This is a genomic window from Agarivorans sp. Z349TD_8, assembly GCF_050870825.2.
GTDB lineage: Bacteria > Pseudomonadota > Gammaproteobacteria > Enterobacterales > Celerinatantimonadaceae > Agarivorans.
Genome location: NZ_CP194037.2, coordinates 1 through 24,416, shown reverse-complemented (window position 1 = coordinate 24,416; position 24,416 = coordinate 1). Strand labels below are relative to the sequence as shown.

Annotated in this window: 19 protein-coding genes; 11 read left to right on the top strand and 8 right to left on the bottom strand. The window is 43.7% G+C overall.

Annotation, left to right across the window (positions count from 1 at the left end; genetic code table 11):
• Window positions 1-16 precede the first annotated feature (16 nt).
• Together ACRRS1_RS00095 and pepQ are read right to left on the bottom strand one after the other, a co-directional pair.
• Window positions 17-649, bottom strand: a complete 633-nt coding sequence (locus ACRRS1_RS00095; protein WP_432468653.1) for a YigZ family protein — start codon at window positions 647-649, stop codon at window positions 17-19.
• Window positions 640-1,965 (bottom strand): Xaa-Pro dipeptidase, encoded by a 1,326-nt coding sequence (gene pepQ / locus ACRRS1_RS00090; RefSeq protein WP_432468654.1) that lies wholly within the window; start codon window positions 1,963-1,965, stop codon window positions 640-642. Before pepQ ends, ACRRS1_RS00095 begins: the two co-directional genes overlap by 10 nt.
• A gap of 271 nt (window positions 1,966-2,236) precedes the next feature.
• On the opposite strand from pepQ, the gene fadB reads away from it, so the two are divergent.
• The 5 genes from fadB (at window position 2,237) to ACRRS1_RS00065 (ending at window position 9,210) form a co-directional block, all read left to right on the top strand.
• Window positions 2,237-4,396: a fatty acid oxidation complex subunit alpha FadB gene (gene fadB, locus ACRRS1_RS00085; RefSeq protein ID WP_432468655.1), complete on the top strand. Its 2,160-nt coding sequence runs from the start codon at window positions 2,237-2,239 to the stop codon at window positions 4,394-4,396.
• A gap of 14 nt (window positions 4,397-4,410) precedes the next feature.
• Window positions 4,411-5,574 (top strand): acetyl-CoA C-acyltransferase FadA, encoded by a 1,164-nt coding sequence (fadA, locus tag ACRRS1_RS00080; protein ID WP_432468656.1) that lies wholly within the window; start codon window positions 4,411-4,413, stop codon window positions 5,572-5,574.
• A 133-nt stretch (window positions 5,575-5,707) separates the two neighbouring features.
• Complete coding sequence (locus tag ACRRS1_RS00075; protein ID WP_432468658.1) at window positions 5,708-6,424, top strand: response regulator; 717 nt, start codon at window positions 5,708-5,710, stop codon at window positions 6,422-6,424.
• The gene (locus ACRRS1_RS00070; RefSeq protein ID WP_432468659.1) at window positions 6,414-7,853 is read left to right on the top strand and encodes an ATP-binding protein; all 1,440 of its coding nucleotides are present in this window, start codon (window positions 6,414-6,416) and stop codon (window positions 7,851-7,853) included. The genes ACRRS1_RS00075 and ACRRS1_RS00070 overlap by 11 nt, the downstream gene beginning before the upstream one ends.
• A 106-nt stretch (window positions 7,854-7,959) precedes the next feature.
• The gene (locus tag ACRRS1_RS00065; RefSeq protein ID WP_432468660.1) at window positions 7,960-9,210 is read left to right on the top strand and encodes an ABC transporter substrate-binding protein; all 1,251 of its coding nucleotides are present in this window, start codon (window positions 7,960-7,962) and stop codon (window positions 9,208-9,210) included.
• A 311-nt stretch (window positions 9,211-9,521) separates the two neighbouring features.
• Here the strand turns inward: ACRRS1_RS00065 and ACRRS1_RS00060 are convergent, their stop codons facing one another.
• Window positions 9,522-9,731 (bottom strand): hypothetical protein, encoded by a 210-nt coding sequence (locus ACRRS1_RS00060; RefSeq protein ID WP_432468662.1) that lies wholly within the window; start codon window positions 9,729-9,731, stop codon window positions 9,522-9,524.
• Between the two features lie 429 nt (window positions 9,732-10,160).
• Between ACRRS1_RS00060 and tusA the strand changes: the two genes are divergently transcribed.
• The 6 genes from tusA to ACRRS1_RS00030 all read left to right on the top strand — a co-directional run bounded on the left by tusA (window position 10,161) and on the right by ACRRS1_RS00030 (window position 17,659).
• Window positions 10,161-10,412, top strand: a complete 252-nt coding sequence (gene tusA, locus ACRRS1_RS00055; protein WP_432455241.1) for a sulfurtransferase TusA — start codon at window positions 10,161-10,163, stop codon at window positions 10,410-10,412.
• A gap of 127 nt (window positions 10,413-10,539) precedes the next feature.
• On the top strand, window positions 10,540-11,445 hold the full coding sequence (glyQ, locus tag ACRRS1_RS00050; RefSeq protein ID WP_432455242.1) for a glycine--tRNA ligase subunit alpha: 906 nt from the start codon (window positions 10,540-10,542) through the stop codon (window positions 11,443-11,445).
• Window positions 11,446-11,455: 10 nt separating this feature from the next.
• Window positions 11,456-13,534, top strand: a complete 2,079-nt coding sequence (gene glyS, locus ACRRS1_RS00045) for a glycine--tRNA ligase subunit beta (RefSeq protein WP_432468663.1) — start codon at window positions 11,456-11,458, stop codon at window positions 13,532-13,534.
• A gap of 242 nt (window positions 13,535-13,776) precedes the next feature.
• The gene (locus tag ACRRS1_RS00040; protein WP_432468664.1) at window positions 13,777-14,229 is read left to right on the top strand and encodes a hypothetical protein; all 453 of its coding nucleotides are present in this window, start codon (window positions 13,777-13,779) and stop codon (window positions 14,227-14,229) included.
• 75 nt (window positions 14,230-14,304) lie between these two features.
• Entirely contained in the window at window positions 14,305-16,134 is a 1,830-nt protein-coding gene (locus ACRRS1_RS00035) for an alpha-amylase (protein ID WP_432468665.1), read from the top strand.
• Between the two features lie 277 nt (window positions 16,135-16,411).
• Complete coding sequence (locus tag ACRRS1_RS00030; protein ID WP_432468667.1) at window positions 16,412-17,659, top strand: valine--pyruvate transaminase; 1,248 nt, start codon at window positions 16,412-16,414, stop codon at window positions 17,657-17,659.
• A 59-nt stretch (window positions 17,660-17,718) separates the two neighbouring features.
• On the opposite strand, the gene ACRRS1_RS00025 is transcribed toward ACRRS1_RS00030, so the two are convergent.
• The 5 genes from ACRRS1_RS00025 to dnaA form a co-directional block, all read right to left on the bottom strand.
• Window positions 17,719-18,189 (bottom strand): Hsp20 family protein, encoded by a 471-nt coding sequence (locus ACRRS1_RS00025; protein ID WP_432455247.1) that lies wholly within the window; start codon window positions 18,187-18,189, stop codon window positions 17,719-17,721.
• Between the two features lie 188 nt (window positions 18,190-18,377).
• On the bottom strand, window positions 18,378-20,795 hold the full coding sequence (gyrB, locus tag ACRRS1_RS00020; protein WP_432464119.1) for a DNA topoisomerase (ATP-hydrolyzing) subunit B: 2,418 nt from the start codon (window positions 20,793-20,795) through the stop codon (window positions 18,378-18,380).
• Window positions 20,788-21,873 carry a DNA replication/repair protein RecF gene (gene recF, locus ACRRS1_RS00015; protein ID WP_432460554.1) on the bottom strand — a complete coding sequence of 362 codons (1,086 nt, stop codon included), beginning with the start codon at window positions 21,871-21,873 and terminating at the stop codon, window positions 20,788-20,790. Before recF ends, gyrB begins: the two co-directional genes overlap by 8 nt.
• Before the next feature lie 15 nt (window positions 21,874-21,888).
• Window positions 21,889-22,992 (bottom strand): DNA polymerase III subunit beta, encoded by a 1,104-nt coding sequence (gene dnaN, locus ACRRS1_RS00010; RefSeq protein WP_432455250.1) that lies wholly within the window; start codon window positions 22,990-22,992, stop codon window positions 21,889-21,891.
• 20 nt (window positions 22,993-23,012) lie between these two features.
• Window positions 23,013-24,416, bottom strand: coding sequence for a chromosomal replication initiator protein DnaA (dnaA, locus tag ACRRS1_RS00005; protein ID WP_432468668.1), 1,404 nt, complete (start codon window positions 24,414-24,416; stop codon window positions 23,013-23,015).

Here is a 24,416-nt window from a genome sequence, read left to right as displayed (position 1 = left end):
CATCACCTATGACAACTTAAGCACGTAGCTTAGTCACGACAATTTGCCCACTCGATAAATTAATCAGCTGTTGTTTAAATCCAGCATATTCACTGATTGGTAAACTCACCTGCATTTTTGCCTGATTGCTAAATTCGGTCTCCAGTTTTACCCCTTGAACCTTATTCAGCAACATTTCTACTTGAGTCGTAAAGGCGTAATCAAATTCTAGATCACAACATCCACAAGCAATTACGGGTTCAGTTTGCAGTAATTTTAATGCTTGTTGTACGCCACCACCATAAGCCCTGACTAAGCCCCCAGTCCCCAACTTGATGCCTCCAGAATAGCGAACCACCACCGCTAATATTTGGCCTAAGCCACTGCCTTGTAACTGCGCTAACATCGGTTTTCCCGCGGTACCAGAAGGTTCTCCATCATCACTAAAACCTAAGCACTGGGAATCCAGAGGATGACCGGCAATAAACGCCCAGCAATGATGACGCGCCTGAAGATGCTGCGACTTTATCTCAGCAAGCTGTTGTTGGGCCTGCCGACGATCCGCTACGGGCGCGATAATACTAATAAAACGACTACGCTTAATTTCTTGTTCTCGGCTTACCAACTGCGAGGGACGTAAATAACGATCAGTTTGAATGTTTAACTCCAATTGCCCGCACGCGTTAAGTTGTCACAATTCAACGCGGTAATTACCACATTATCTTCGATACGGATCCCACCAAAGCGGCGCATTTCATCAACCCGAGACCAATTAATCAAGCGAGTGTGCTCAGATTCAGCCAATTCGGCTAATAAAGAAGGGATAAAATAAAGACCAGGCTCAATTGTCAGTACTTGTCGAGGTTCCAGCATGCGGGTACAACGCAGAAAGGGATCGAGAGTTGGAGCTGCGAGTACCGTGCCATCTTCATCTTGCATCAAACCGCCCACATCATGCACTTGTAAACCAAGGTGATGGCCCAAACCGTGAGGAAAAAAACAACGGGTAATTCCCGTTTCAACAGCTGCTGCGGCACTACAATAAACAAATTCAAAATCCACCAGCAATTTGGCCAATTTACGATGCGCTTTAAGGTGTAAATCGGTATAGCGATAACCCGGTTTCAGATCGTTCACCAGCGATTGTTGTAATATATCCATTTCCAGCACCAGCTCTGCAAATAAACCTTTTCTATAAGCATAACTGCGGGTGATATCGGCAGCATAGCCGCGGTACTCGGCCCCCGCGTCAATTAACAGTGAATAACGTTTTTGCTCGGCTAACTTACTGGCACTTAAAGCGGTGTAATGCAATATGGAGGCGTTTTCATTTAAAGCAATAATATTAGCGTAAGGAAGTGAGTGCTCACCTCGCCCTAAGCTTGAGAGGTAAGCCAAGTTCATTTCAAATTCTGATGCACCCGCCAAAAACAGCTCCTTGGCGACTAGATGCGCTTTCACCGCACGATGATTCGCTTCCTGAATACACTCTAACTCGTAATCAGTTTTATAAGCACGGTAATAATGTAAGTAATTTAAAACCAACTCTGGATTGCGTTCACCAATTTCCAAAGCTTCGGCTAATTCAGGATGCTCCCCAATATAGGCGCAGCGTTGTCGTTGTTTCGGCAAAAAAGGCTCGATATCTTGTGGATGCTTCATCACTCGGATGTCAAAAAAGTCGACCCAAAATCCACTAGGGCTGGAAGCAGCCTTATGCCAGTAATCGTTCGCTTGATGATAAATCAGCGTCGGTTTATCAACACCGTTGACCACTAACCAACAATGCGGATGCTCGGTTAAAGGCAACCAATGTTTAAAGTGAGGATTGGTTTGAAAAGGGTAATGCTGATCATCTAAAAAAATTCGCAAAGGATAGCCAGAGTGAATGATTAAAGCCTCTAATTGCTCGCGCTCTAATACATCGGCAACCCGCAACTGTAACTGCTCTATATGCTGGGTAAACAGTTGTTGAATAGTTGGCATTACACTCTCCCTACGACTATTAGTTAGCTTGTTAGTTATAGCGCATTTAACACAAACATAGTTGGATCTAGAGCATTTAATTTAGCATGACTTAATTTTATTTACTCGTGTTTACAGCGACCTTTTGTGCCACAAACAACAAATTATCAAACAAGTGTTTAAAATGAGTGTTATATTTGCTTTAATGTTTGAGTAACAACTTGATTACATATTTAACCTCTAGTCCCTACACAAAACTGGTGCTATGTACATCAGCAACAAGGAGAGCAGAATGATATATCAAGGCGAGAACCTTAGTGTTCGCTATATTGCCGCTGGCATCGCTGAATTAACATTCGATGCCAACAAAGGAAGTGTCAATAAATTAGACCGCAGCACGTTAATCTCTTTAGCAGAAGCGATAGAGACCTTGCAGCAACAAAGTGAATTAACAGGCTTATTAGTCAGCTCGAGCAAAGATAGCTTCATCGTGGGCGCTGACATCACCGAGTTCTTAGGCTTATTTGCGCTTCCCGAGGCTGAACTCGCCGCGTGGCTCACCAAAGCAAATGATATTTTTAACGCCTTAGAAGATCTTAATGTGCCAACTATTTCGGCAATTAATGGCTTTGCACTAGGCGGTGGTTGTGAGCTCATTCTCGCGACCGACTTGCGGGTTGCTGACAATAACGCCAGCATCGGTCTGCCAGAAACTCAACTGGGTATTATGCCGGGTTTTGGTGGCACCGTGCGATTGCCACGGGTGATTGGTGCCGATAACGCCATGGAATGGATCACCACCGGTAAAACTTATAAGGCTGCCGAAGCACTCAAATTTGCTGCACTTGATGCGATGGTTCACCCCGATAACCTCAAATCAGCCGCTTTGAGTATGCTTGAAGATGCAATTACCGGAAAAATTGATTGGCAAGAGCGACGCCAAGTAAAGCTCAGTCCACTCAATTTAAATAAAGTTGAAGCAATGATGAGCTTTAACTGTGCCAAAGGGTTGGTGATGGCCAAAGCCGGACCTCACTACCCTGCTCCCATGACTGCAGTCTCGACCATTGAAAAAGCAGCCAGTTTTAAACGTACAGAAGCATTAGCGCTAGAAGGCAAAAACTTCATCGGTTTGGCTCAATCGGATGTCGCGCAAGCATTGGTTGGTATCTTCTTAAACGATCAACAGCTTAAAGCTTTGGCCAAGAAGTCCAGTAAAAACGCCCTGCGAATTGAGCAAGCAGCGGTACTCGGTGCAGGTATTATGGGGGGCGGTATTGCCTACCAAAGTGCCAGTCGTGGTGTACCGGCAGTAATGAAAGACATCAATCAGGCGGCTTTAGATTTAGGCATGAACGAAGCCAGCAAATTACTCAATAAACAACTAGAACGCGGTCGCATTGATGGCCTAAAAATGGCTAAGGTTCTATCGGCCATTCAACCGAGTTTAAACTACCAATCGCTCGCGAATAGCAATATCGTGGTAGAAGCGGTGGTTGAAAATCCCAAAATCAAAGCAGCGGTACTCAAAGAAGTAGAACAACATGTGAGTGAAAACACCATCATTGTTTCAAATACTTCAACCATTCCAATCTCTTTGTTAGCTGACAATCTCAGTCGCCCAGACAAATTCTGTGGGATGCATTTTTTCAATCCAGTACATCGCATGCCACTGGTAGAAGTGATCCGTGGCAAACACAGCTCGCAAGCAACCATCGACAGTGTGGTGGCCTATGCAGCCAAGATGGGGAAAACCCCGGTGGTAGTCAATGATTGCCCGGGTTTCTTTGTTAATCGGGTGTTATTTCCCTACTTTTTTGGCTTTAGCCGCCTCATTCAAGATGGCGCAGATTTTGTCAAAGTAGATAAGATCATGGAAAAACAATTTGGCTGGCCAATGGGCCCCGCTTACTTATTAGATGTTGTGGGGATTGATACAGGCCACCACGCCGGTGCGGTGATGGCCGAGGGTTTTCCTGAGCGAATGAGCAAAGTCGGCGAAGATGCCATTGATCTAATGTATCAGGCGCAACGCTTTGGTCAAAAAAATGGATTGGGTTTCTATGCCTATACCAAAGATCAAAGGGGTAAACCCAAAAAAGATGCCGACCCAAGTACTTATCAGCTACTCACGGCACTCAGCCCGCAAAGCCAAGATTACAGCAGCCAGCAAATTATTGCCCGGATGATGATTCCGATGATTAACGAAGTGGTGCGTTGCTTAGAGGAAGGCATTGTGCAGAGCCCCGGAGAGGCAGACATGGCCTTGGTTTATGGTTTAGGTTTTCCACCGTTCCGTGGCGGGGTATTTCGCTACCTCGATAGCATGGGCTTGGCTGAATATGTCGCCTTGGCCGACCAGTACGCAGCTCTCGGACCACTCTACCAGGTTACAGACGGCCTACGCGCCAAAGCCGCCGCAGGCGAAACTTACTACGCGACACAAGGCTAATGGAGGAATATAAAATGAAAGAAGTGGTTATTGTAGATTGTATTCGCACCCCCATGGGCCGCTCGAAGAATGGCTGTTTTAGACATGTTCGCGCAGAAGACTTATCTGCAAATTTAATGAAAGGCTTGTTAAAACGTAATCCAGTTCTCGATCCAAATGATATTGAGGATGTCTATTGGGGCTGTGTTCAACAAACCTTAGAACAAGGTTTTAATATCGCGCGCAATGCCGCCTTACTGGCGGGTTTACCACATACCACTGGCGCGGTCACGGTGAATCGTTTATGTGGTTCATCGATGCAAGCCTTACATGACGCGGCACGTGCCATCATGGCCGACCAAGGAGATATCTTTATCGTTGGCGGAGTAGAACATATGGGGCATGTTCCAATGAGCCATGGCGTCGACTTTCACCCTGGAATGACCAAGTCGGTGGCTAAAGCGGCAGGCATGATGGGCTTAACTGCAGAATTACTGTCGCAAATGCATGGTATTAGCCGCGAAGCAATGGACGCCTTTGGCGCTCGCTCCCACCGTCTAGCCCATCAAGCCACCATTGAGGGGCGCTTTGCCAGAGAAATTCTTCCCATCGAAGGACATGATACCAATGGGACACTGAGCCTGATAGAAACTGACGAAGTGATCCGCCCTGAAACCACTATTGAAGGTCTCGCGCAACTCCGCCCAGCCTTTGACCCGGTTAACGGTAAAGTGACCGCGGGTACCTCCTCAGCCTTATCTGATGGGGCGTCGGCAATGCTCATCATGTCTGCCGAAAAGGCCGCGGAGCTGGGTTTACCGATCCGCGCGAAAGTTCGCGCCATGGCCATTGCTGGCTGCGATCCGTCCATTATGGGCTACGGGCCAGTGCCCGCCACCCAAAAGGCTTTAAAACGTGCTGGTTTGACACTCGAAGATATCGACCTTTTCGAACTCAACGAAGCATTTGCCGCACAATCACTTCCTTGTGTGAAGGAATTGGGCCTCATGGACCAACTAGAAGACAAGATAAATCTGAATGGCGGAGCCATCGCTTTAGGCCATCCACTAGGCTGTTCTGGAACCCGAATCTCGACCACTCTGATCAACCTAATGGAAGCCAAAGATGCCAAGCTAGGGCTTGCAACCATGTGTATTGGTTTAGGACAAGGCATCGCAACAATATTTGAACGCCCCTAAATCTGCGGATAAAGAACCAATGGGAGCATTTAGCTCCCATTTTTCTTGCTTAATGATGTGAAGCATTTCGCCCCTGCCACGTTGTTTGTTATTCTTAGTACAAATGAATAACACTAATATTGAATAGACAACCATGGTTTTTGCAAAACAACTGCTCGTCGTTGATGATGACTTAGAAATTAGAAGCTTACTTGAGCAATACTTAAGTAAATCAGGCTTTGAAGTGATCAGTGCCAATGACGGTATAGAAATGGCAAAACTACTGGAAACCAATAAACCAGAACTCATCATTCTCGACATCATGTTACCGGGCGATGACGGCTTTACCTTATGCCAAAAAATCCGCCGAACCTCCAATGTACCGATTATCATGCTCACCGCTAATTCCGATGAAATGGATCGGATTGTTGGTCTCGAGTTGGGTGCCGATGATTACATTGGAAAACCGTTTAACCCTCGCGAACTACTGGCGCGAATTAAGGCCTTACTGCGCCGCTCTCAAGTCACCGCGAATGCTCAGCAAAATACTCGCTACATTCGTTTCGGCCAGTGGCGCCTAGATACTCAAACTCAGCAACTGGAACATGAAGACGGAGAGACGCTGGAGTTATCCAGCAGCGATTACCGTTTATTGCAGCTATTTTTGCAACACCCGAACGAAACCCTCGACCGGGATACCATTAGTGATGCCACTCGCGGCCGCGAAAGCTTACCCATGGAGCGAGGAATTGACGTACAAATTAGCCGGCTACGCCAACGCTTAAAAGATGATGGCAGTCAGGCTCGGCTGATCCGTACCATTCGAGGCTCAGGTTACATGATGGTGACTCAAGTGAGTCATGAAGTTTAATCGGCTATTACAGCGAATAAAGCCAAATTCTTTATTAGCAAGAATGCTATTGCTGCTATTGCTCGCCATTGCACTGGCCCAAGGTGCCAGTAGCTTCATTTGGTTTTATCAGTTGCGCCAATCAGAGAGTGAAGGCCTGAATGCCACCTCTCGCAACCTAGCGCTGAGCTTAGCCTCGACGGTGACATTTTTTGAATCTTTACCTTCTGAATATCGCCACATTGTACTCAATCAGTTACGTAAGATGGGCGGCACTCGCTTCTTTGTGTCACTCAATCGAGAGTACATTAAAATCAATTCCATTCCTGACAGTTATCACAAAAATCTGGTAATTCAAACGGTCAGCGATGTTCTGCATCGAGAACTCAATCGCAGCACTAAAATTGACGTTGACTTTTCCTTGCCCGATCAATTGCATGTCTTAAAAAACGATATATTACTACAAGACTTACCCTCTTCTTGGGCCTCGCATAGCCTGCAAATAAAACCCTTGAATCCACCCATATTGGTCACCCAAATAGAACTAGAAAGTGGAGAGTGGATTTACCTAGCTGCGCTACTCCCAGCCCCATATATGAACTTGGATGATAGTTTATTACCCAAGGGGCGCGTAATGTTTATCACCTTAATGACGGTCTTTCTGCTGGTTTTCACCTTCATACTCGTGCGCCGACAAACTCGTCCGCTACGCCGTTTAGCAAAAGCCGCCTCACGCCTTACGATCGACTTATTCCAAGCACCTTTGGTAGAAGAAGGTAGTGATGAAATTCGCAAAGCGACCCGTGCCTTTAATACCATGCAAAGTAAGCTAAAACGTTATATTGAAGATCGAGAACAGCTATTTCGCTCCATTTCTCATGATTTAAAAACCCCGATTACCCGGCTACGGCTACGCGCAGAATTGCTCGATGATGACAATGTCATTGACGCCTTCAATCGAGATTTAGATGAACTGGAAATTATGGCTAAAGGTGCCCTGCAAACGGTAAAAGACACCGATATCCATGAAAATCTAACCGATATCAACATCATGTCTCATCTAAAGTATTGTATCGAACCGTATCTCGATAAAGTCAGCGTGTTTGGAGAGACGAATTCCCCTTACCGTGGTAAACCCCTAGCGATCAAGCGCTGCATCGCTAATTTGATTGAAAATGGAATTAAATACGGTGACAAAATCGAAATTTATTTGCTCGATGATGACAACGAGCTTTGCTTGCTATTTGTCGATCATGGACCAGGGATCCCAGAAGCTCAATTAAGCGAAGTATTCAACCCTTATGTTCGCTTAAATAAAGCGAAGTCAGGTTCAGGCTTGGGCCTTGGTATTGCTCGTAATATCGCCCACGCTCACGGGGGAAATATATGCTTACAAAACCTGCCTCAAGGCGGCTTAGAAGTGAAACTGCGACTCCCTCACATCAAATAGAGCTCTAGTTAAGATTTGCTTCATCGGTTGGGTTTTATCTGCAGTATTCAGGCTAGTATGCTCAACATAAGTGATAGAGCTTAAATAAAAATAATAAGGTCTAACTATGCGCAAATTAACGACTTTCTTCTCCACTCTTATATTCTGCTATTCGCTTAATTCCGCCTACGCGGGAGAAGTTGAGGTTTTACATTGGTGGACCTCCGGCGGTGAAGCCAAATCGGTGAATGTTTTAAAGAAAATGCTTGAAGCCCAAGGGCATAGTTGGAAAGACTTTGCGGTTGCTGGAGGAGGTGGAGAAAGCGCGATGACGGTGTTAAAAACCCGCGCAATTTCAGGTAATCCACCAGCCGCTGCACAACTAAAAGGCCCCGATATTCAAGAATGGGCAGAACTAGGGTTCTTAAGTAACCTTAACGACGTCGCAGCAGAAGAACATTGGGACGATGTGATCCCCAAAGTCGTGACAGATATTATGAAGTATCAGGGCAACTACGTTGCCGTCCCGCTAAATGTGCATCGAGTAAACTGGTTATGGGCAAACCCAGCTGTATTTGCAAAAGCAGACGCAAAAATCCCAACCACCTTGGCTGAATTTTTCACCGCTGCAGACAAACTACAAGCCGCCGGGTTTATTCCCCTCGCCCACGGTGGGCAGAATTGGCAAAATGCGACTTTATTTGAGACGCTAGCCTTAGATATTTTAGGTGCGAAAGACTACCTGAAAGCTTTCGTAAAACTAGATGATAAGACTTTAGGCGGAGACAAAATGGTCGAAGTCTTTCGCGTATTAAAAAAAATAAGCCACTATATCGATAGTGACTCCCCCGGACGCGACTGGAATATGGCAACCAGTATGGTAATTAATGGTACAGCCGGCATGCAAATTATGGGGGACTGGGCCAAGGGTGAGTTTATTGCCGCAGGTAAACTACCAGGTAAAGACTTTGTTTGCGTCCCCGCTCCCGGCACACAACAGCAATTTATCTTTAATATCGACAGTTTTGCAATGTTTGAACTAAATAAACCTGAAGATATTAAGGCTCAAAAAAGCCTCGCAAAAACCATTCTCACCCCCGAGTTCCAAACCATATTTAACCTCAACAAAGGCTCTATTCCAGTTCGGATCGATATGGATATGAAGCAATTTGATAGCTGCGCTTTAGACTCGATGGCCGCATTTAAAGCCAGTAACAAATCGGGTGATTTGGTACCGAGTATGGCCCACGGCTTAGCGGTAAGCGAAAAAGTGCAAGGTGCTATCTTTGATGTGATCAGCAATTTCTTAAACGATCCAAAAGCCGAGCCCCAATATGCAGCTATCAAACTAGCGCGGGTTGTCAAAGCAGCCAAGTAGCTAAAGCTAAAAGAAACACACTATTGGTGAATTACATTTTTATAGCGTTCGAAATTCAATATTTGAATCGCCACTGACTTCATCGATACCCTAAAACAAAGATTTTAAGAGTAAAAATAATAGATCCGTCATCAAAAAAACCAGCGATCGCTTCAATCAAGAGGGTTTGTGAATTCGTTTCTACAATCACTTGCGAATGATGAGAAGCTTGGCCACATAACGATTGCCAATACTGAGGTAAGGTTTGTTTTTTATACATCACCAATAGCTCATCAGAAATGTACTCCCTGCTTCAACCTGCCCATGAGTATTTAAATACTCCCGACATTTAATCTATTATCCGTGGGGCGTTCACGATGCATAGCAATATCGATATCATCTTGACAAAGGTTAGCCAACTTTATATCCGCAGCAACTACAAAACTTATTTTCGGGGCAATCTTTTTAATTTGCTTTAGCGTATCAACAGCAAAGTATTGGCTTAACTGAATATCTCTTTCTAAACCAGTTAGATACGGCATCAACACAGAAAGTACCTTACAGCGACCTTACTGAGCGGGTCGGTTTAAATCCGCCAGGCCTAGCTTATAAACGCTATGGAGACGCTCTATATGTTAAGGCTTCAAAAACCACCGTAGCAACAAGAAGAATTGGGGAAGCCTCTTCTGAGGAAGGTGCCAATCTTGTTGTCACTGATGTCAATCATAAATCGGGGATGGAATTAGCGAACCACTCTATGATCGACACCTTGATGTGAGAAAAAGGGAAGATTGGATTGCAGCGAGCAAGTTTGTAAAAAACAAAAAGTGCCGTCTGCTGAAATAGCCTTAGTTGAGTAGTAAATGCCAAAACTATCGAAAACATGCCAAGCTGTTGGTCAAAGTTGACAGCTGCAAATCTAACCGTAGCTGTTATACAATGTAAAAGTCATTCAATAAGGGGATAAATCAATGAGTAGTTTGATAGATTTTAACCAAGCCGATCACCAATTAGACGCACTCGGTCTGCGCTGCCCTGAACCAGTAATGATGGTAAGAAAAGCAATTCGTAACATTGCTCTAGGGGAGACCTTATTAATTCAGGCTGACGATCCCTCTACCACCCGAGATATGGTTAGTTTTTGTGAATTTATGGATCACACGCTAATCGCTAAGAAAGTAGACCAAATGCCCTTTCAATACTTGATCAAGAAAGGAAGTTGAGCGATTTTTTAAAAAAAGTCTCGGTTATCAGTGATTCCTGAGGTAACAGCACTAGGGTCTATCTGCTTGCTAGGGTATACTCCGTCAGTTATAAAACCGATTACTTTTCATACGCGCGACACAAATCATGCATAAATACGATATAAAAACCTTTCAAGGCCTAATATTGGCTTTACAGGACTACTGGGCCCGTCAAGGCTGCGTCATTGTTCAACCTTTAGATATGGAAGTAGGTGCTGGCACCTTTCATCCGCAAACCTTTTTGCGCTCTATCGGTCCAGAACCGATGTATAGTGCTTATGTACAACCCTGTCGTCGCCCTACCGATGGACGCTACGGTGAAAACCCAAACCGTTTACAACACTACTACCAATTTCAAGTCGTGTTGAAACCGTCGCCAGACAATATCCAAGAACTCTACCTCGGTTCACTAGTTGAACTTGGTATTAATCCCGAGATCCATGATATTCGCTTCGTAGAAGACAACTGGGAATCACCAACACTTGGTGCTTGGGGTCTCGGTTGGGAAATTTGGTTAAATGGGATGGAAATCACTCAATTTACCTACTTCCAACAAGTTGGTGGCTTAGAATGCTCCCCGGTAACCGGTGAAATCACCTATGGCTTAGAACGCTTAGCCATGTATATCCAAGGTGTTGATAGCATTTACGATTTAATCTGGACCGATGGTCCGATGGGGAAAGTGACCTACGGGGATATTTTCCATCAAAATGAAGTTGAGCAGTCTACTTTCAACTTTGAACACGCTGACACAGGCGCACTATTCACTCAGTTTGATCAATGTGAAAAAGACAGCCAAAAATTAATTGAAGCAGGTCTTCCCTTACCTGCTTACGAACAAGTAATGAAAGCGTCTCATGCCTTTAACTTACTCGATGCTCGTCATGCAATTTCGGTGACCGAACGCCAACGCTACATTCTGAGGGTGAGAGCCTTATCCAAAGCCGTAGCAGAAGCGTATTACCATGCTCGTGAAGAGCTTGGTTTCCCTTTATGCAAAGATAAGAAGTAACGGAGGCAGCATGAGTAACGAAAACCTATTAGTAGAAATCGGCACCGAAGAATTGCCACCCAAAGCTCTGCGCGGCTTGGCAGAGTCTTTCAAAAACAATGTCCAACAAAGCTTAGAAAAAGCCGGTTTTGAGTTTGAAAATATCGAATGGTTTGCGGCACCTCGTCGTTTAGCACTTTCTATTCAAGCATTAACCGAAAAAACACCAGATAAAGTGGTAGAAAAACGCGGCCCTGCGGTAAGTAGTGCCTTTGATGCAGATGGTAAACCAACCAAAGCGGCTGAGGGTTGGGCTCGTTCCAATGGCATTAGCGTTGAACAAGCAGAGCGTCTCAGCACCGACAAAGGTGAATGGCTACTGCATAAAGCTGAAATCAGCGGTCAAACCATTTACCAGCTATTCCCAGAAATTGTCGCTGAGGGTTTAGCTAAACTGCCGATCCCTAAGCCTATGCGTTGGGGAGCAAAAGCAACTCAGTTTATCCGTCCAGTGCATACCATCACGATGCTCTATGGTGAGAAATTGGTTCAAGGGAATATTCTCGGCATTGAATCTGCGCGTACTATTCGTGGCCACCGTTTTATGGGCGAAGCTGAATTTGAGCTTAACCACGCCAACAACTACGTTCAACAATTAGATCGCCGCGGTAAAGTGATTGTTAATTATGAACAGCGTAAAGCGATTATCCGCGAACAAATTGAAGCGGAAGCGGCTCGCGAAGGTGGCATTGTTGAGATTGATGAAGCGCTGCTTGAAGAAGTCTGTTCATTGGTGGAATGGCCGGTTGCGATGGTTGGCAGCTTCGAAGACAAGTTCTTGGACGTCCCAGCTGAAGCTCTCATTTACACGATGAAAGACAATCAAAAGTACTTTCCAATCTTAGATACCAAAGGTAACTTATTACCTCGTTTTATCTTTGTTTCGAACATTGTCAGTAAAGATCCTCAACAGGTGATTGCGGGTAACGAAAAAGTAGTTCGTCCTCGCCTTGCCGATGCAGAATTCTTTTTTAACACCGATAAAAAATCACGGTTAGATAGTCGTTTAGACCAACTGGCCAACGTAGTATTTCAGCAGCAGCTTGGCAGCTTATTAGATAAGTCAAACAGAGTCTCTGAATTAGCAGCACAAATTGCTGGAGAGATCGGAGCCAATAGCCAGCATGCACAGCGTGCAGGACTTCTATCTAAAGCCGATCTCAACAGTGAAATGGTCTTGGAATTTGCTGATGTTCAGGGTGTTATGGGCATGTATTATGCAAAATTCGACGGCGAACATGATGATGTAGCCAATGCCTTACAGCAGCAATACTGGCCTCGCTTTTCTGGCGACAAATTACCCGAATCAAAAGTCGCCGCAGCGGTCGCTATCGCCGACAAACTTGATACCTTAGTGGGCATTTTTGCCATTGGCCAGCTACCAAAGGGAGACAAAGACCCCTTTGCACTGCGTAGAGCCTGCTTAGGTATTATTCGAATTATCCAAGATAAGGGCTTTGACCTGGACTTGGATACCTTGATTAATAGTGCTTTGTTACTGCTACCTTTAGAACTTGAGCAAGCGACTCAAACAAAGGTTCACACTCAGCTTATCGAGTTTATTTACGCCCGTTTAAGAGCGATGTACCTAGAACAAGCTATTGATCCGAGCGTGATAACCGCAGTACTTGAGCGGAAGCCGACTAAACTGGCAGATATTGAACAGCGGATTAAAGCGGTGAGTCACTTCCGCACTTTGGAGCAAGCCCAAGCTTTGGCGGCTGCAAACAAGCGGGTTTCCAATATTTTGGCGAAAAACCCAGATTTCGTGAAACCACAAATCGACGCTTCGTTATTAAAAGAAAGCCAAGAGCAAGCTCTCGCTGAGGCTGTCGCTAGTATGCAAATCAGCTTAGCGCCCTTGCTTGAGAAAGGTGATTATCAACAAGCGTTGATTGAGCTGGCAAGCCTCCGCGAGGTGGTTGATGCTTTCTTTGATAATGTGATGGTGATGAGTGAAGATGATGCTTTAAAAATAAATCGTTTAAGTCTGCTCAGCTCACTTCGTCAATTGTTTTTAGAAATCGCGGACATTTCTGTGATTCAATAAATAACGAGAACAGCAAAACCGAAACAAGCCGTATTCTTTACAGAATACGGCTTTTTTGATCCACTTAACTGTTTTAATAAAATAGTTCATTTCATGAAATGCTTTTCAGAATAGGACTGTGAGCTTGGCACGTTTTTTCATGAGAAGCTCCGTTATAACTGACAACGAGTTCAGTTCAGCTCGTTAGGTAATGTTTGTCTGTAGAGACAAAGGAAAGTTATAAAATAAGAAAGGAATTGAAAATGCTTAAAAATATCTTGAAAGCGGGTGTTCTTGCACTGATTACGGTGGTGGCCGTGGGCTGTGCTTCTGGTAGTGGCAGCGATAGCAAATTAACCCGCGACGTGCATTTACGCGGTGTATTTAGTTGGTGGGATGCAACCCCAGAAAATAAGTTAATGCCAGTTGAAGGCAAAACTAATGTATGGAGCGCCACCTCTCCTGTAGACGAGCCACTGATTGCCGATGGTCAACCATACGAATGGAAGTTTGGTGATGCTGCATGGCAATGTGGTACTAACTTCGGTTTCTTATCCGGTGAAGCGCCAATCAAAGTTGGAGAGCGTCGCGAGTTAAACAAATGTGCCGCCTTCGATAACTTTAAATTTACTCCAGAAGAAGATGGTGTTTATCGCTTCTACCTAGATTGGTCAGGCGAAATCCCTGTGGCTTATATCGAAAAAGTAGAAATGTAAATTTTCATGGTAGTTCGAGCCCCTGAAAAGGGGCTTTTTTATTTGTAAAGGTCAGCAATTAAACGGATGTAAAACATGAAAAATTCACTTAAACCTACGCTATTAGCATGTTTTGTTAGTGTAATCATTGCAGGCTGTGCTTCCACAGAGCAAACCACTAACCAAACTCAAACATTCTCCTCACCTCATAAACAAACAGCACAATGTCTGCAATGGGACGGTCAGCCGATTACCGTCGATGTTAGCGCCAGCTTTAAAGAAGGTTCTACGGTTAAAGATTTTTACAGCGGTCAAATTAGTACCGTTCAACAGGGTAGCGTAACATTCACCCCTGCCGCTGATAGTGGTGGTTTGTTACTCCTAGAATCGACCAATAAAAAAGCTGATACCTTTAGTTGGGACAGTGCCTCGATCTATTTTGTCATCACCGATCGCTTTTATAACGGTAACCCGACGAATGATAATAGTTATGGGCGAAGCAAAGACGGTCAAAAAGAAATTGGTACCTTCCACGGTGGAGATATAGCCGGTCTCACCAAAAAGCTCGACTATATCGAAGATCTAGGGATCAACGCAATTTGGATCACTGCGCCCTACGAACAAATTCGCGGTTGGGTTGGAGGAGGCATGAGTGGTGATTTTAAACACTACGCTTATCACGGTTACTATGCTCAAGATTATACGCTCATGGATCAAAACATGGGTACAGCCAAAGAATTTAAACAATTTGTGGATCAGGCTCATCAACGCGGTATTCGAGTCGTGATGGATATAGTGATGAATCATGCAGGCTACGCTACTCTTGCCGATATGCAGGCCTTTAAGTTTGGGGAAACTCAAAATTTTGACCAGCCTATCGAGACTTATCTCACCGAAAAGTGGACCAATTGGACCCCAGCGAAAGGGGAAACTTGGCATAGTTTTAACGACTTTATTGACTATGGTAAACGAAAATCTTGGCAACAATGGTGGGGGCCGGATTGGGTTCGTACTGATATCTCAGGCTACCCTAGCCCAGGGGCTAATGACTTAACCATGTCTTTAGCTTATTTACCTGATTTTAAAACCGAATCCAAAAAGGTTGTGGGCCTTCCCACCTTCTATAAAAATAAACCAGATACAAAAGCGGTTGAAATACCTGGTGCAAGCGTACGCGATTACTTGGTCACTTGGCTATCCGATTGGGTTCGCGAATACGGTATTGACGGCTTTAGAGCAGATACCGTTAAACACGTCGAGCCAGAAGCTTGGCAAGCCTTAAAAATGGCCTCGAGCCAGGCATTTCAAGAATGGAAATTAGAGCATCCTGATAAAGTTCTCGACAACAATGAGTTTTGGATGACAGGGGAATATTGGGGACAAGGTTTAAGTGATTCAAAATTATATGAGTACGGCTTCGACTCCCTAATAGATTTTAGTTATCAAACAGACCTTGCTAAAAAGGGCATGAACTGTTTTAGCGCAATGCAAGATGGCTATCAACAATACGCTGATATACTCAATAAGCGAGACGGCAAGCTACTCAGTTATGTATCATCGCATGATACGAAGCTAGCCTACGGCAGCATTGCCAAAACACTGGATAAGCAAAAACAACTCGGTTCTGCTTTCTTACTAATGCCAACCGCGGTACAAGTCTTTTATGGCGATGAGACAGCACGCGAAAAAGGTTCAAGAAGCTCCGACAAAAAACAAGCCACTCGCTCAGATATGAATTGGCAACAGTTCGATGCCGAGCACCTCGCGGTAAAAAAACATTGGCAAAAGTTGTTACAGTTCCGTAAGCGCCATCAAGCGGTCGGGGCAGGACAACACATCTTGTTAAGTAACACGCCTTACGCTTTTGAACGCCGTAAAAACGACGATGTAGTAGTCATCGTTTATGCAGGTCAAATGACTAAGTAGATAACGATAAGGCCAAGCAAAGCGGCTTTAGCCGCTTTGCTTGGCCTATATGATGACAAGATCGTAGATTCTCAATTGAACTCTGCCGGTTCGCTGATTGACCATCGATAATTAGATTATTGAGCCTATCAAACTATCTGAGATATTAGGCCCTTCAAAATGTCCTTACAGCGAGCCTTGCATTCACTTCAACCCTATCATTAACCAAATCGGACTAGCGAATACCATTCCTCACATTTGTTTGTTATTGTGACGCCTAGTTCGAAGAAGGTGCTTTATGACGTATTCAGATTTTGGTAATAAGTTCACCCGTCATTCGGGGATCACGCAACTGATGGATGACTTGGATGAAGGGATCCGAGCGGGTGACGAAATGATAATGCTCGGGGGTGGAAATCCAGCACAGATACCACAAATGACCGAGTTATTTCAGCAACACCTCAGCACAGGGCTAAGTAATGACAGTTTGCTCAAAGCCTTATGTAACTATGACTCCCCCCAAGGTAATAAGGAATTTATATCTAACTTATCTTCTTTTTTAAGTAATCAGTTTCATTGGGATATAAAAGAAGAGAACATAGCACTCACTAATGGCAGTCAAAGCGCATTTTTCTTCTTATTTAATCTTTTTGCCGGTAAGGGGCTGCAGCAGGATAAAAGAGTGTTATTTCCACTCGCTCCTGAGTATATAGGATATGAGGATAGTGGTTTAAGCGAACAAATATTTGTCGGTAACAAGCCTTCTATTGAGTATTTAGCCAACCGCCAATTTAAGTATCATGTCGACTTTGAACGGCTGGTCGTTGATGAGTCGATTGGATTAATTTGCGTCTCTCGACCCACCAATCCTACAGGTAATGTAGTTACCGACGCAGAACTCACCAAACTATCACAACTTGCCGAACAACATCAGGTGCCATTATTAATCGATAATGCTTATGGCCTTCCTTTTCCAAACTTGGTCTTTACCGAAGACGCAAAACCATTTTGGAATAACAACACCATACTTTGCTTAAGCTTATCAAAATTGGGCTTACCCGGAACACGCTGTGGAATTGTAATTGCTAAGCCTTCAACGATTCAGGCAATCAGCAATTTGTCAGGCATTATTAATTTATCCCCTGGCGGAATTGGTCCTGCTTTAGCCAATGAGATGTTAAAGGATAATAGCCTACTCGACGCCAGCAACCATATCATTCGACCTTTCTATAAACATAAATCTGAGCAGGCTATCACTTGGTTACAACAAGCTATCCCCTCTGCAAAATTTAGAATTCACAAATCTGAAGGGGCGATGTTTCTTTGGTTGTGGTTTGAAGACTTACCGATTAGCGATAAACAGCTTTACCAACAATTAAAAAATAAGGGTTTACTAATCGTACCTGGAAGCTACTTTTTCCCCGGAATAGACAAGGATTGGCGACATACCCAAGAGTGCATTCGTCTCAACTTCGCTCAGAGTGAAGCCAATGTAAGACAAGGTATCGACATTTTGGCCTCTGTGGTTAATCCGCTGCTCGCTTAAAACAATACTAAAAAGGGCCACTGTTGGCCCTTTTTTCACTCTTCATCATCCCTTGGCAATCAAGCCGATTTAGTCTCCAATACTTCAACCGAAGCCAACTTTCCATTAATAGGAATTTGTTTTGGCTTTAGAGCTTCAGGAATTTCTCGTTCTAACTCTATAACCAATAAGCCATGTTCTAAGTTAGCCGCGCTCACCTTTACGTGATCAGCAATTTGATAACGTCGTTCGAAGCCTCGTTCTGCGATCCCTTGATGCAGATATTTAATCTCATCTGATTTTTTCTGTTTAGTACCAGTAACAATTAAAGCATTTTGCTGAGCAACAATAGATAACTCATCTTCAGCAAACCCAGCCACGGCGAGAGTAATTCGATAATGATTATCATCGACTGCTTCAATATTATAAGGCGGGTAGCCTGTATTTTGAGATTGGGCACTTTGGTTTGATGCCGCTTCAATGAAATTAGCTAAACGATCAAAGCCGATGGCCGTACGATAAAGTGGTGAAAAGTCATATTGATTACGCATGTTTGTTATCCTCATAGAGCAATAATTTAAATTGACCAGCACAAAGGCTGCATCTCTGTCTTAACAAAACCCATGATCATGGCATCTTGTTATGAATAGATATGGGGATAGACTCTAGGCTTTCAAGCACAAAAAAGGCAATATTTTCATATTGCCTTTTTTAAGCTTAATACGGTAGATACTAAATGTTAGACATCTAGGTTTTCTACATTAAGTGCATTCTCTTCAATGAAATTACGACGAGGTTCAACTTGATCACCCATTAAGGTGGTGAAGAGCTGATCACAAGCAATTGCATCCTCAACCGTCACTTGCAACATCCGTCGAGTCTCTGGGTCCATTGTCGTTTCCCATAACTGATCCGGATTCATCTCACCGAGTCCTTTATAACGTTGGATATATAAGCCACGACGCGATTCAGACATTAACCAATTGAGCGCTTCTTCAAAACTCTTCACTGGTTTGGTTTTTTCGCCACGCTTAATATAAGCACCCTCTTCCACCAAATTATCTAAATTACTATACAGGCTGCAAATATCTCGATAATCATTCGAAGCAAAAAACTCGGGTTCAAAGTTAAAAGATACATCTACCCCATGTTGACGGAGTGTTGCTACAGGGAAGTAGATGTCACGCTCAGGATGTTTTTCAACCGCTACCGAATAGTAGTTACCACTAGGTAATTCCGCATTAACCGGTGCGATCAGTTGTTCAGCCCATTCTTTGAGTACGCTGGCATCTTGTAGCTCTTCTGTTTTTAGCGGTGGTTGATAAATCATTTGGCTAAGCAAAGAGATAGGATAACGACGAGATAAACGTTCGTTATTCTTCCATACCCGACGGTATTGAGTAACCAAACTTTCCAGAGGCTCACCACTAATACTTGGTGCTTCCGCATTCACATATAGCCCAGCGTTATCTAAAGCTAAAGTTGTGAGATATTCGGTCAGAGATTCTTCATCTTTCACATAACGTTCTTGCTTGCCTTTCTTCACCTTATATAAAGGTGGTTGGGCAATATAGATATAACCACGTTCGATAATTTCCGGCATTTGACGGTAGAAGAAAGTCAGGAGTAAGGTTCGGATATGTGAACCATCCACATCAGCATCGGTCATGATGATGATGTTGTGATAACGAGTCTTATCAGGATTATACTCATCACGACCAATACCACAGCCCATCGCGGTAATCAGTGTTGCAACTTCTTGTGATGACAACATCTTATCGAAACGCGCTTTTTCTACATTAAGAATTTTACCTTTCAGCGGCAAAATAGCCTGATTCTTGCGGTTACGTGCTTGTTTAGCACTGCCCCCCGCAGAGTCCCCTTCCACAATATATAGTTCAGAAAGCGCAGGATCTTTTTCTTGGCAGTCGGCGAGTTTACCCGGTAGTCCAGCTAAGTCTAAGGCACCTTTACGACGCGTCATATCGCGAGCTTTACGAGCGGCTTCACGAGCACGAGCTGCATCCAATATTTTCTGGGTAATGATTTTTGCTTCAGTCGGATTCTCTAGTAGATACTCGCTCAGTTTCTCTCCCATCGTCTGCTCAACCGCAGACTTCACTTCAGAGGAAACTAGCTTATCTTTGGTTTGGCTAGAAAACTTAGGATCAGGTACTTTCACCGAAATAACGGCCGTTAAACCTTCTCGCGCATCATCACCTGTTGCGTTATTTTTGTCTTTTTTGTTGATGCCTTCTTTTTCCATATAACTATTGAGCGTACGCGTTAATGCCGCCCTAAACCCAGCCAAGTGGGTTCCACCATCTTTCTGTGGAATATTATTGGTAAAACAGTAAACATTTTCTTGAAAACCTTCGTTCCACTGCATCGCTAGTTCTACCGCGATACCATCATCTCGTTGGAAGTTGAAACTAAACGCTCTAGGGTGAATCGGTGTTTTATTAGTATTGAGGTAAGAAACAAACGCTTCTATCCCCCCTTCATACATAAAGTGGTCTTTGCGACCATCGCGCTCATCTTTTAAAATGATCGAAACACCAGAATTAAGAAACGACAGTTCGCGTAATCGTTTTGCCAAAATTTCATAATGAAATGTTGTATCAGAGAAAATTTCTTCACTAGGCCAAAAGCGTAATTCGGTTCCTGTTTTATCAGTATCCCCCACCGCAGCCAAGGGAGCATCGGGAACACCTAAAGTGTAAAATTGCTCATAGACATGATTTTGTCGTTTTACCGTTAGCTGCAGCTTTATAGATAAGGCATTAACAACCGAAACACCTACACCATGTAATCCACCGGATACTTTATAGGAATTATCATCGAACTTACCACCGGCATGCAGAACAGTCATAATAACTTCTGCTGCAGACACGCCCTCTTCTTCATGCATATCTACAGGAATACCACGGCCATCATCCGACACAGAGACAGAGCCATCATTATGAATGGTAACCACCACATCTTTACAGTGCCCAGCCAACGCTTCATCGATAGAGTTATCGACGACTTCAAATACCATGTGATGTAAACCTGAGCCATCGTCTGTGTCACCAATGTACATCCCAGGACGTTTTCTTACGGCATCAAGACCTTTTAAAACCTTAATACTCGATGAGCCATATTCATTTTCAGCCATGTTTTACTCTCGTTTTATAGTCGCTGATAACACCATGTTCCACGTGAAACACTGTGCATCCTTCTAAATCAAATCCATCCAGCATTTGTTTCTCAATCGCAGAAACAAAGACCTGAGACCCATGTTGTTGCAGCCACTTAGCTAACAACTGGCGTTTAGACTTATCTAATTCTGCCGCAAAATCATCGATCAAATATACCGTCTGATTACCGCTATGCTGCTGTGCATGTTGCCCCTGCGCTAAAATCAACGCACAAACAAAAAGCTTCAACTGACCTCTAGAAATAAGGTCAACAGCATTTACGCCATTAAATTTAAACTTTATATCGGCTTTATGGGGGCCACATTGGGTATAGCCCAAGATACGGTCCCTCTGAAAACCTTGCTGTAGCAATACAGCCAAATCCTTTTTTTCTTCCCAACCTTGATGAAATGCCAACTCAAACCGATACTCAGGCAAAAACTCGGCAACTAAGTCAGTCAAAGTTGTACGAATACTTTCCACATAAGCAGCGCGTAACCGACTAACAATCATGGCAAACTCAACCAGTTGCTTATCCCAATATAATAAGTCTTGATACTGTTTTGTTTGCTTTAATAATGCATTACGTTGCTTCAATGTCTTTTTATAGTTTTGACTAGCCGCGTGAAACTGTTGTTCCACGTGAAACACTCCCCAATCTAAATATGCCCGTCTGTAGCGAGGACTACCATCCACCAAGCCGTAGCCTTCCGGATGTAGGATCTGCAAAGGTAACAACGAAGCCAATACCGACTGACTGCGTACCGTTTCCTTATTAATTCTTAAAACCGTGTCGCCACTCTTAAACTTCTGCAAGCCAATCTTATGCTGCTCCAATTGAGCGAATACAACAAAGCTATCCTTGCTATGACTGACCACTTTACTGGCGAAGTTACTCCGAAAGGAACGCCCAAAGCCCAAATAATAAATGGCTTCTAGTACACTCGTTTTACCGCTACCATTCTCGCCCAAAATCACATTTAACTTGGGGTTCAAGGTTAAACTAGCTTGCTCAATATTTCTAAAATTTTGCAAACCAAGACTTTGTATATACATTAATTTAATTTGTCACTAGAGTCGCATTGGCATAACAACGTACATCGCTTTGCCACTCTGCTCACTATCTTCAATCAAGGCACTACTATTGCTATTACTCATGTTGATGCGGATCTGATCGCACTTTAGCGCATTCAATACATCTAAAACATAAACAACGTTAAAACCAATTTCCAAAGCTTCTGCATTATAATCAACATCTAGGATCTCTTCCGCCTCTTCCTGCTCAGGATTATTCGCAGTAATTTTCAAAATGCCCGCCTCTAACTGCAGACGAACTCCGCGAAACTTCTCGTTGGAAAGAATAGCAGCTCGAGAAAATGCCTGTTTCAATTCATCCCTTCCAGAAATAAGAGCCTTATCACTATTAGAAGGCAATACCCGTCGATAATCAGGAAAACGTCCATCAACCAATTTACTGGTAAAGGTAAAACCTTGCACACTAGCTCGGATATTATTGCTGCCAATTTGCAGCTCAACCAGTTGGTCCTCGTGTTCCAACAGACGAGATAACTCAATCACCCCTTTACGTGGAACAATCACCTGTTGAGGCTGTAATGGTGTCTCAAAAGTTTGTTCGGCTAATGCCAAGCGGTGGCCATCAGTGGCAATGGTTTTAAGTCCTTTCTCATCCGTCTCAAACAACATTCCATTTAAATAATAACGAACGTCTTGGCTCGCCATTGAGAACTGAGTGCTATCGATCAGATTCTTTAATTGCCCCTGAGTCAACTGAATCACCTGCTGACTCTGCCAATCTTCTACATTAGGAAAGTCATTAGCCGGAAGTGTCGCTAAAGAAAAACGACTACGTCCAGAACGCAATACCAAGCGATTATCATCCGCTTTACAACTAATTTCACAGCCATCAGGTAAACCACGACAAATATCAACAAACTTCTTCGCTGGTACTGTCACGCGCCCTTCATTTACAGTACTTTGCAAAGGCAAGGTCGCGACTAGTTCTACTTCCATATCGGTACCAGTAATAGACAACTGGTTATTACTAATATCCAACAATACATTACCCAAAATAGGAATGGTTGGTCGACCACCTAAAGCAGCACTAACCTGCTGCAGGGGTTTAAGTAGTTGTTCCCGATTGATACTAAATTGCATACCTACCAACGCCTCTCCGATTATGACGATAATGTACGAATTAAATTCTGATAGTCTTCTTTAATGTCGTGACTTTCTTCTTTAAGCTGACTTATTTTACGACAAGCATGCAACACCGTTGTATGGTCGCGACCGCCAAAAGCATCACCAATTTCAGGCAAGCTATGGTTGGTTAATTCCTTTGCCAGCGCCATCGCTAGTTGCCGAGGTCGCGCCACGGATCGAGAACGACGCTTAGACAATAAATCAGCTATTTTAATTTTGTAATATTCAGCAACTGTTTTTTGAATATTATCGATAGTGACTAGCTTCTCTTGCAATGCCAATAAATCACGTAAGGCTTCGCGTACAAAATCGATGGTAATCGCGCGACCGGTAAAATTAGCGTTTGCGATCACCCGGTTTAAAGCCCCTTCCAACTCTCGAACATTGGAACGTAAGCGTTTTGCGATAAAGAAAGCGACTTCATCAGGCAAGCGAATATTATTTTCATTCGCCTTGGTCATTAATATGGCAACCCGAGTTTCTAACTCCGGAGGTTCGATAGCAACCGTCAAGCCCCAACCAAAACGACTTTTTAAACGATCTTCTACGCCATCAATTTCTTTAGGATAACGGTCACTGGTTAAGATAATTTGCTGATTACCTTCAAGTAAGGCATTAAAAGTATGGAAAAATTCTTCCTGAGAACGTTCCTTATTGGCAAAGAATTGAATATCATCAATAAGCAATGCATCAACACTACGATAGTAACGCTTAAAATCCTCTATCGCGTTGTTTTGTAAGGCTTTTACCATATCTTGAACAAATCGTTCAGAATGCATATACACAACTTTGGCATTCTTTTTATTGGCAATAATACCGTTACCTACCGCATGTAGCAGGTGCGTTTTACCAAGACCGGTTCCCCCATATAAAAATAAGGGGTTATAAGCGCCACCAGGATTATTCGCAACCTGAGTCGCAGCAGCACGTGCCAACTGGTTAGACTTACCTTCAACAAAATTATCAAACTGATAGGTGGCGTTTATATTGTTACGATGATTCGCCTCTAAAGCAGATTTAACCGCAGGCTCTTTATCCCAACTCTTACCATTATCATACTGATTACTTTGCTGGTTAGCGGTGCCGGCTTGAATCACGTTACTTCTAGTTTTTGTTGCTAGCGGTTTAGTTGCAGGTCGACTGCCAACCTCAAAGCGCAAACTAGGTTTATCGTTCCCACAAAATTCTTCCAGTAAAGCATTCACTCGAATCAGATATTTATCTTTTACCCAATCAAGTACAAAACGATTCGGTGCATATAACACCAATAGTCCTGCATCTTGCTCAACTTGAAGTGGTCGGATCCACATACTAAATTCTGTTGCCGGCAATTCATCTTGTAAACGAACTAAGATTTGTTGCCAAAGAGACCCACTCAC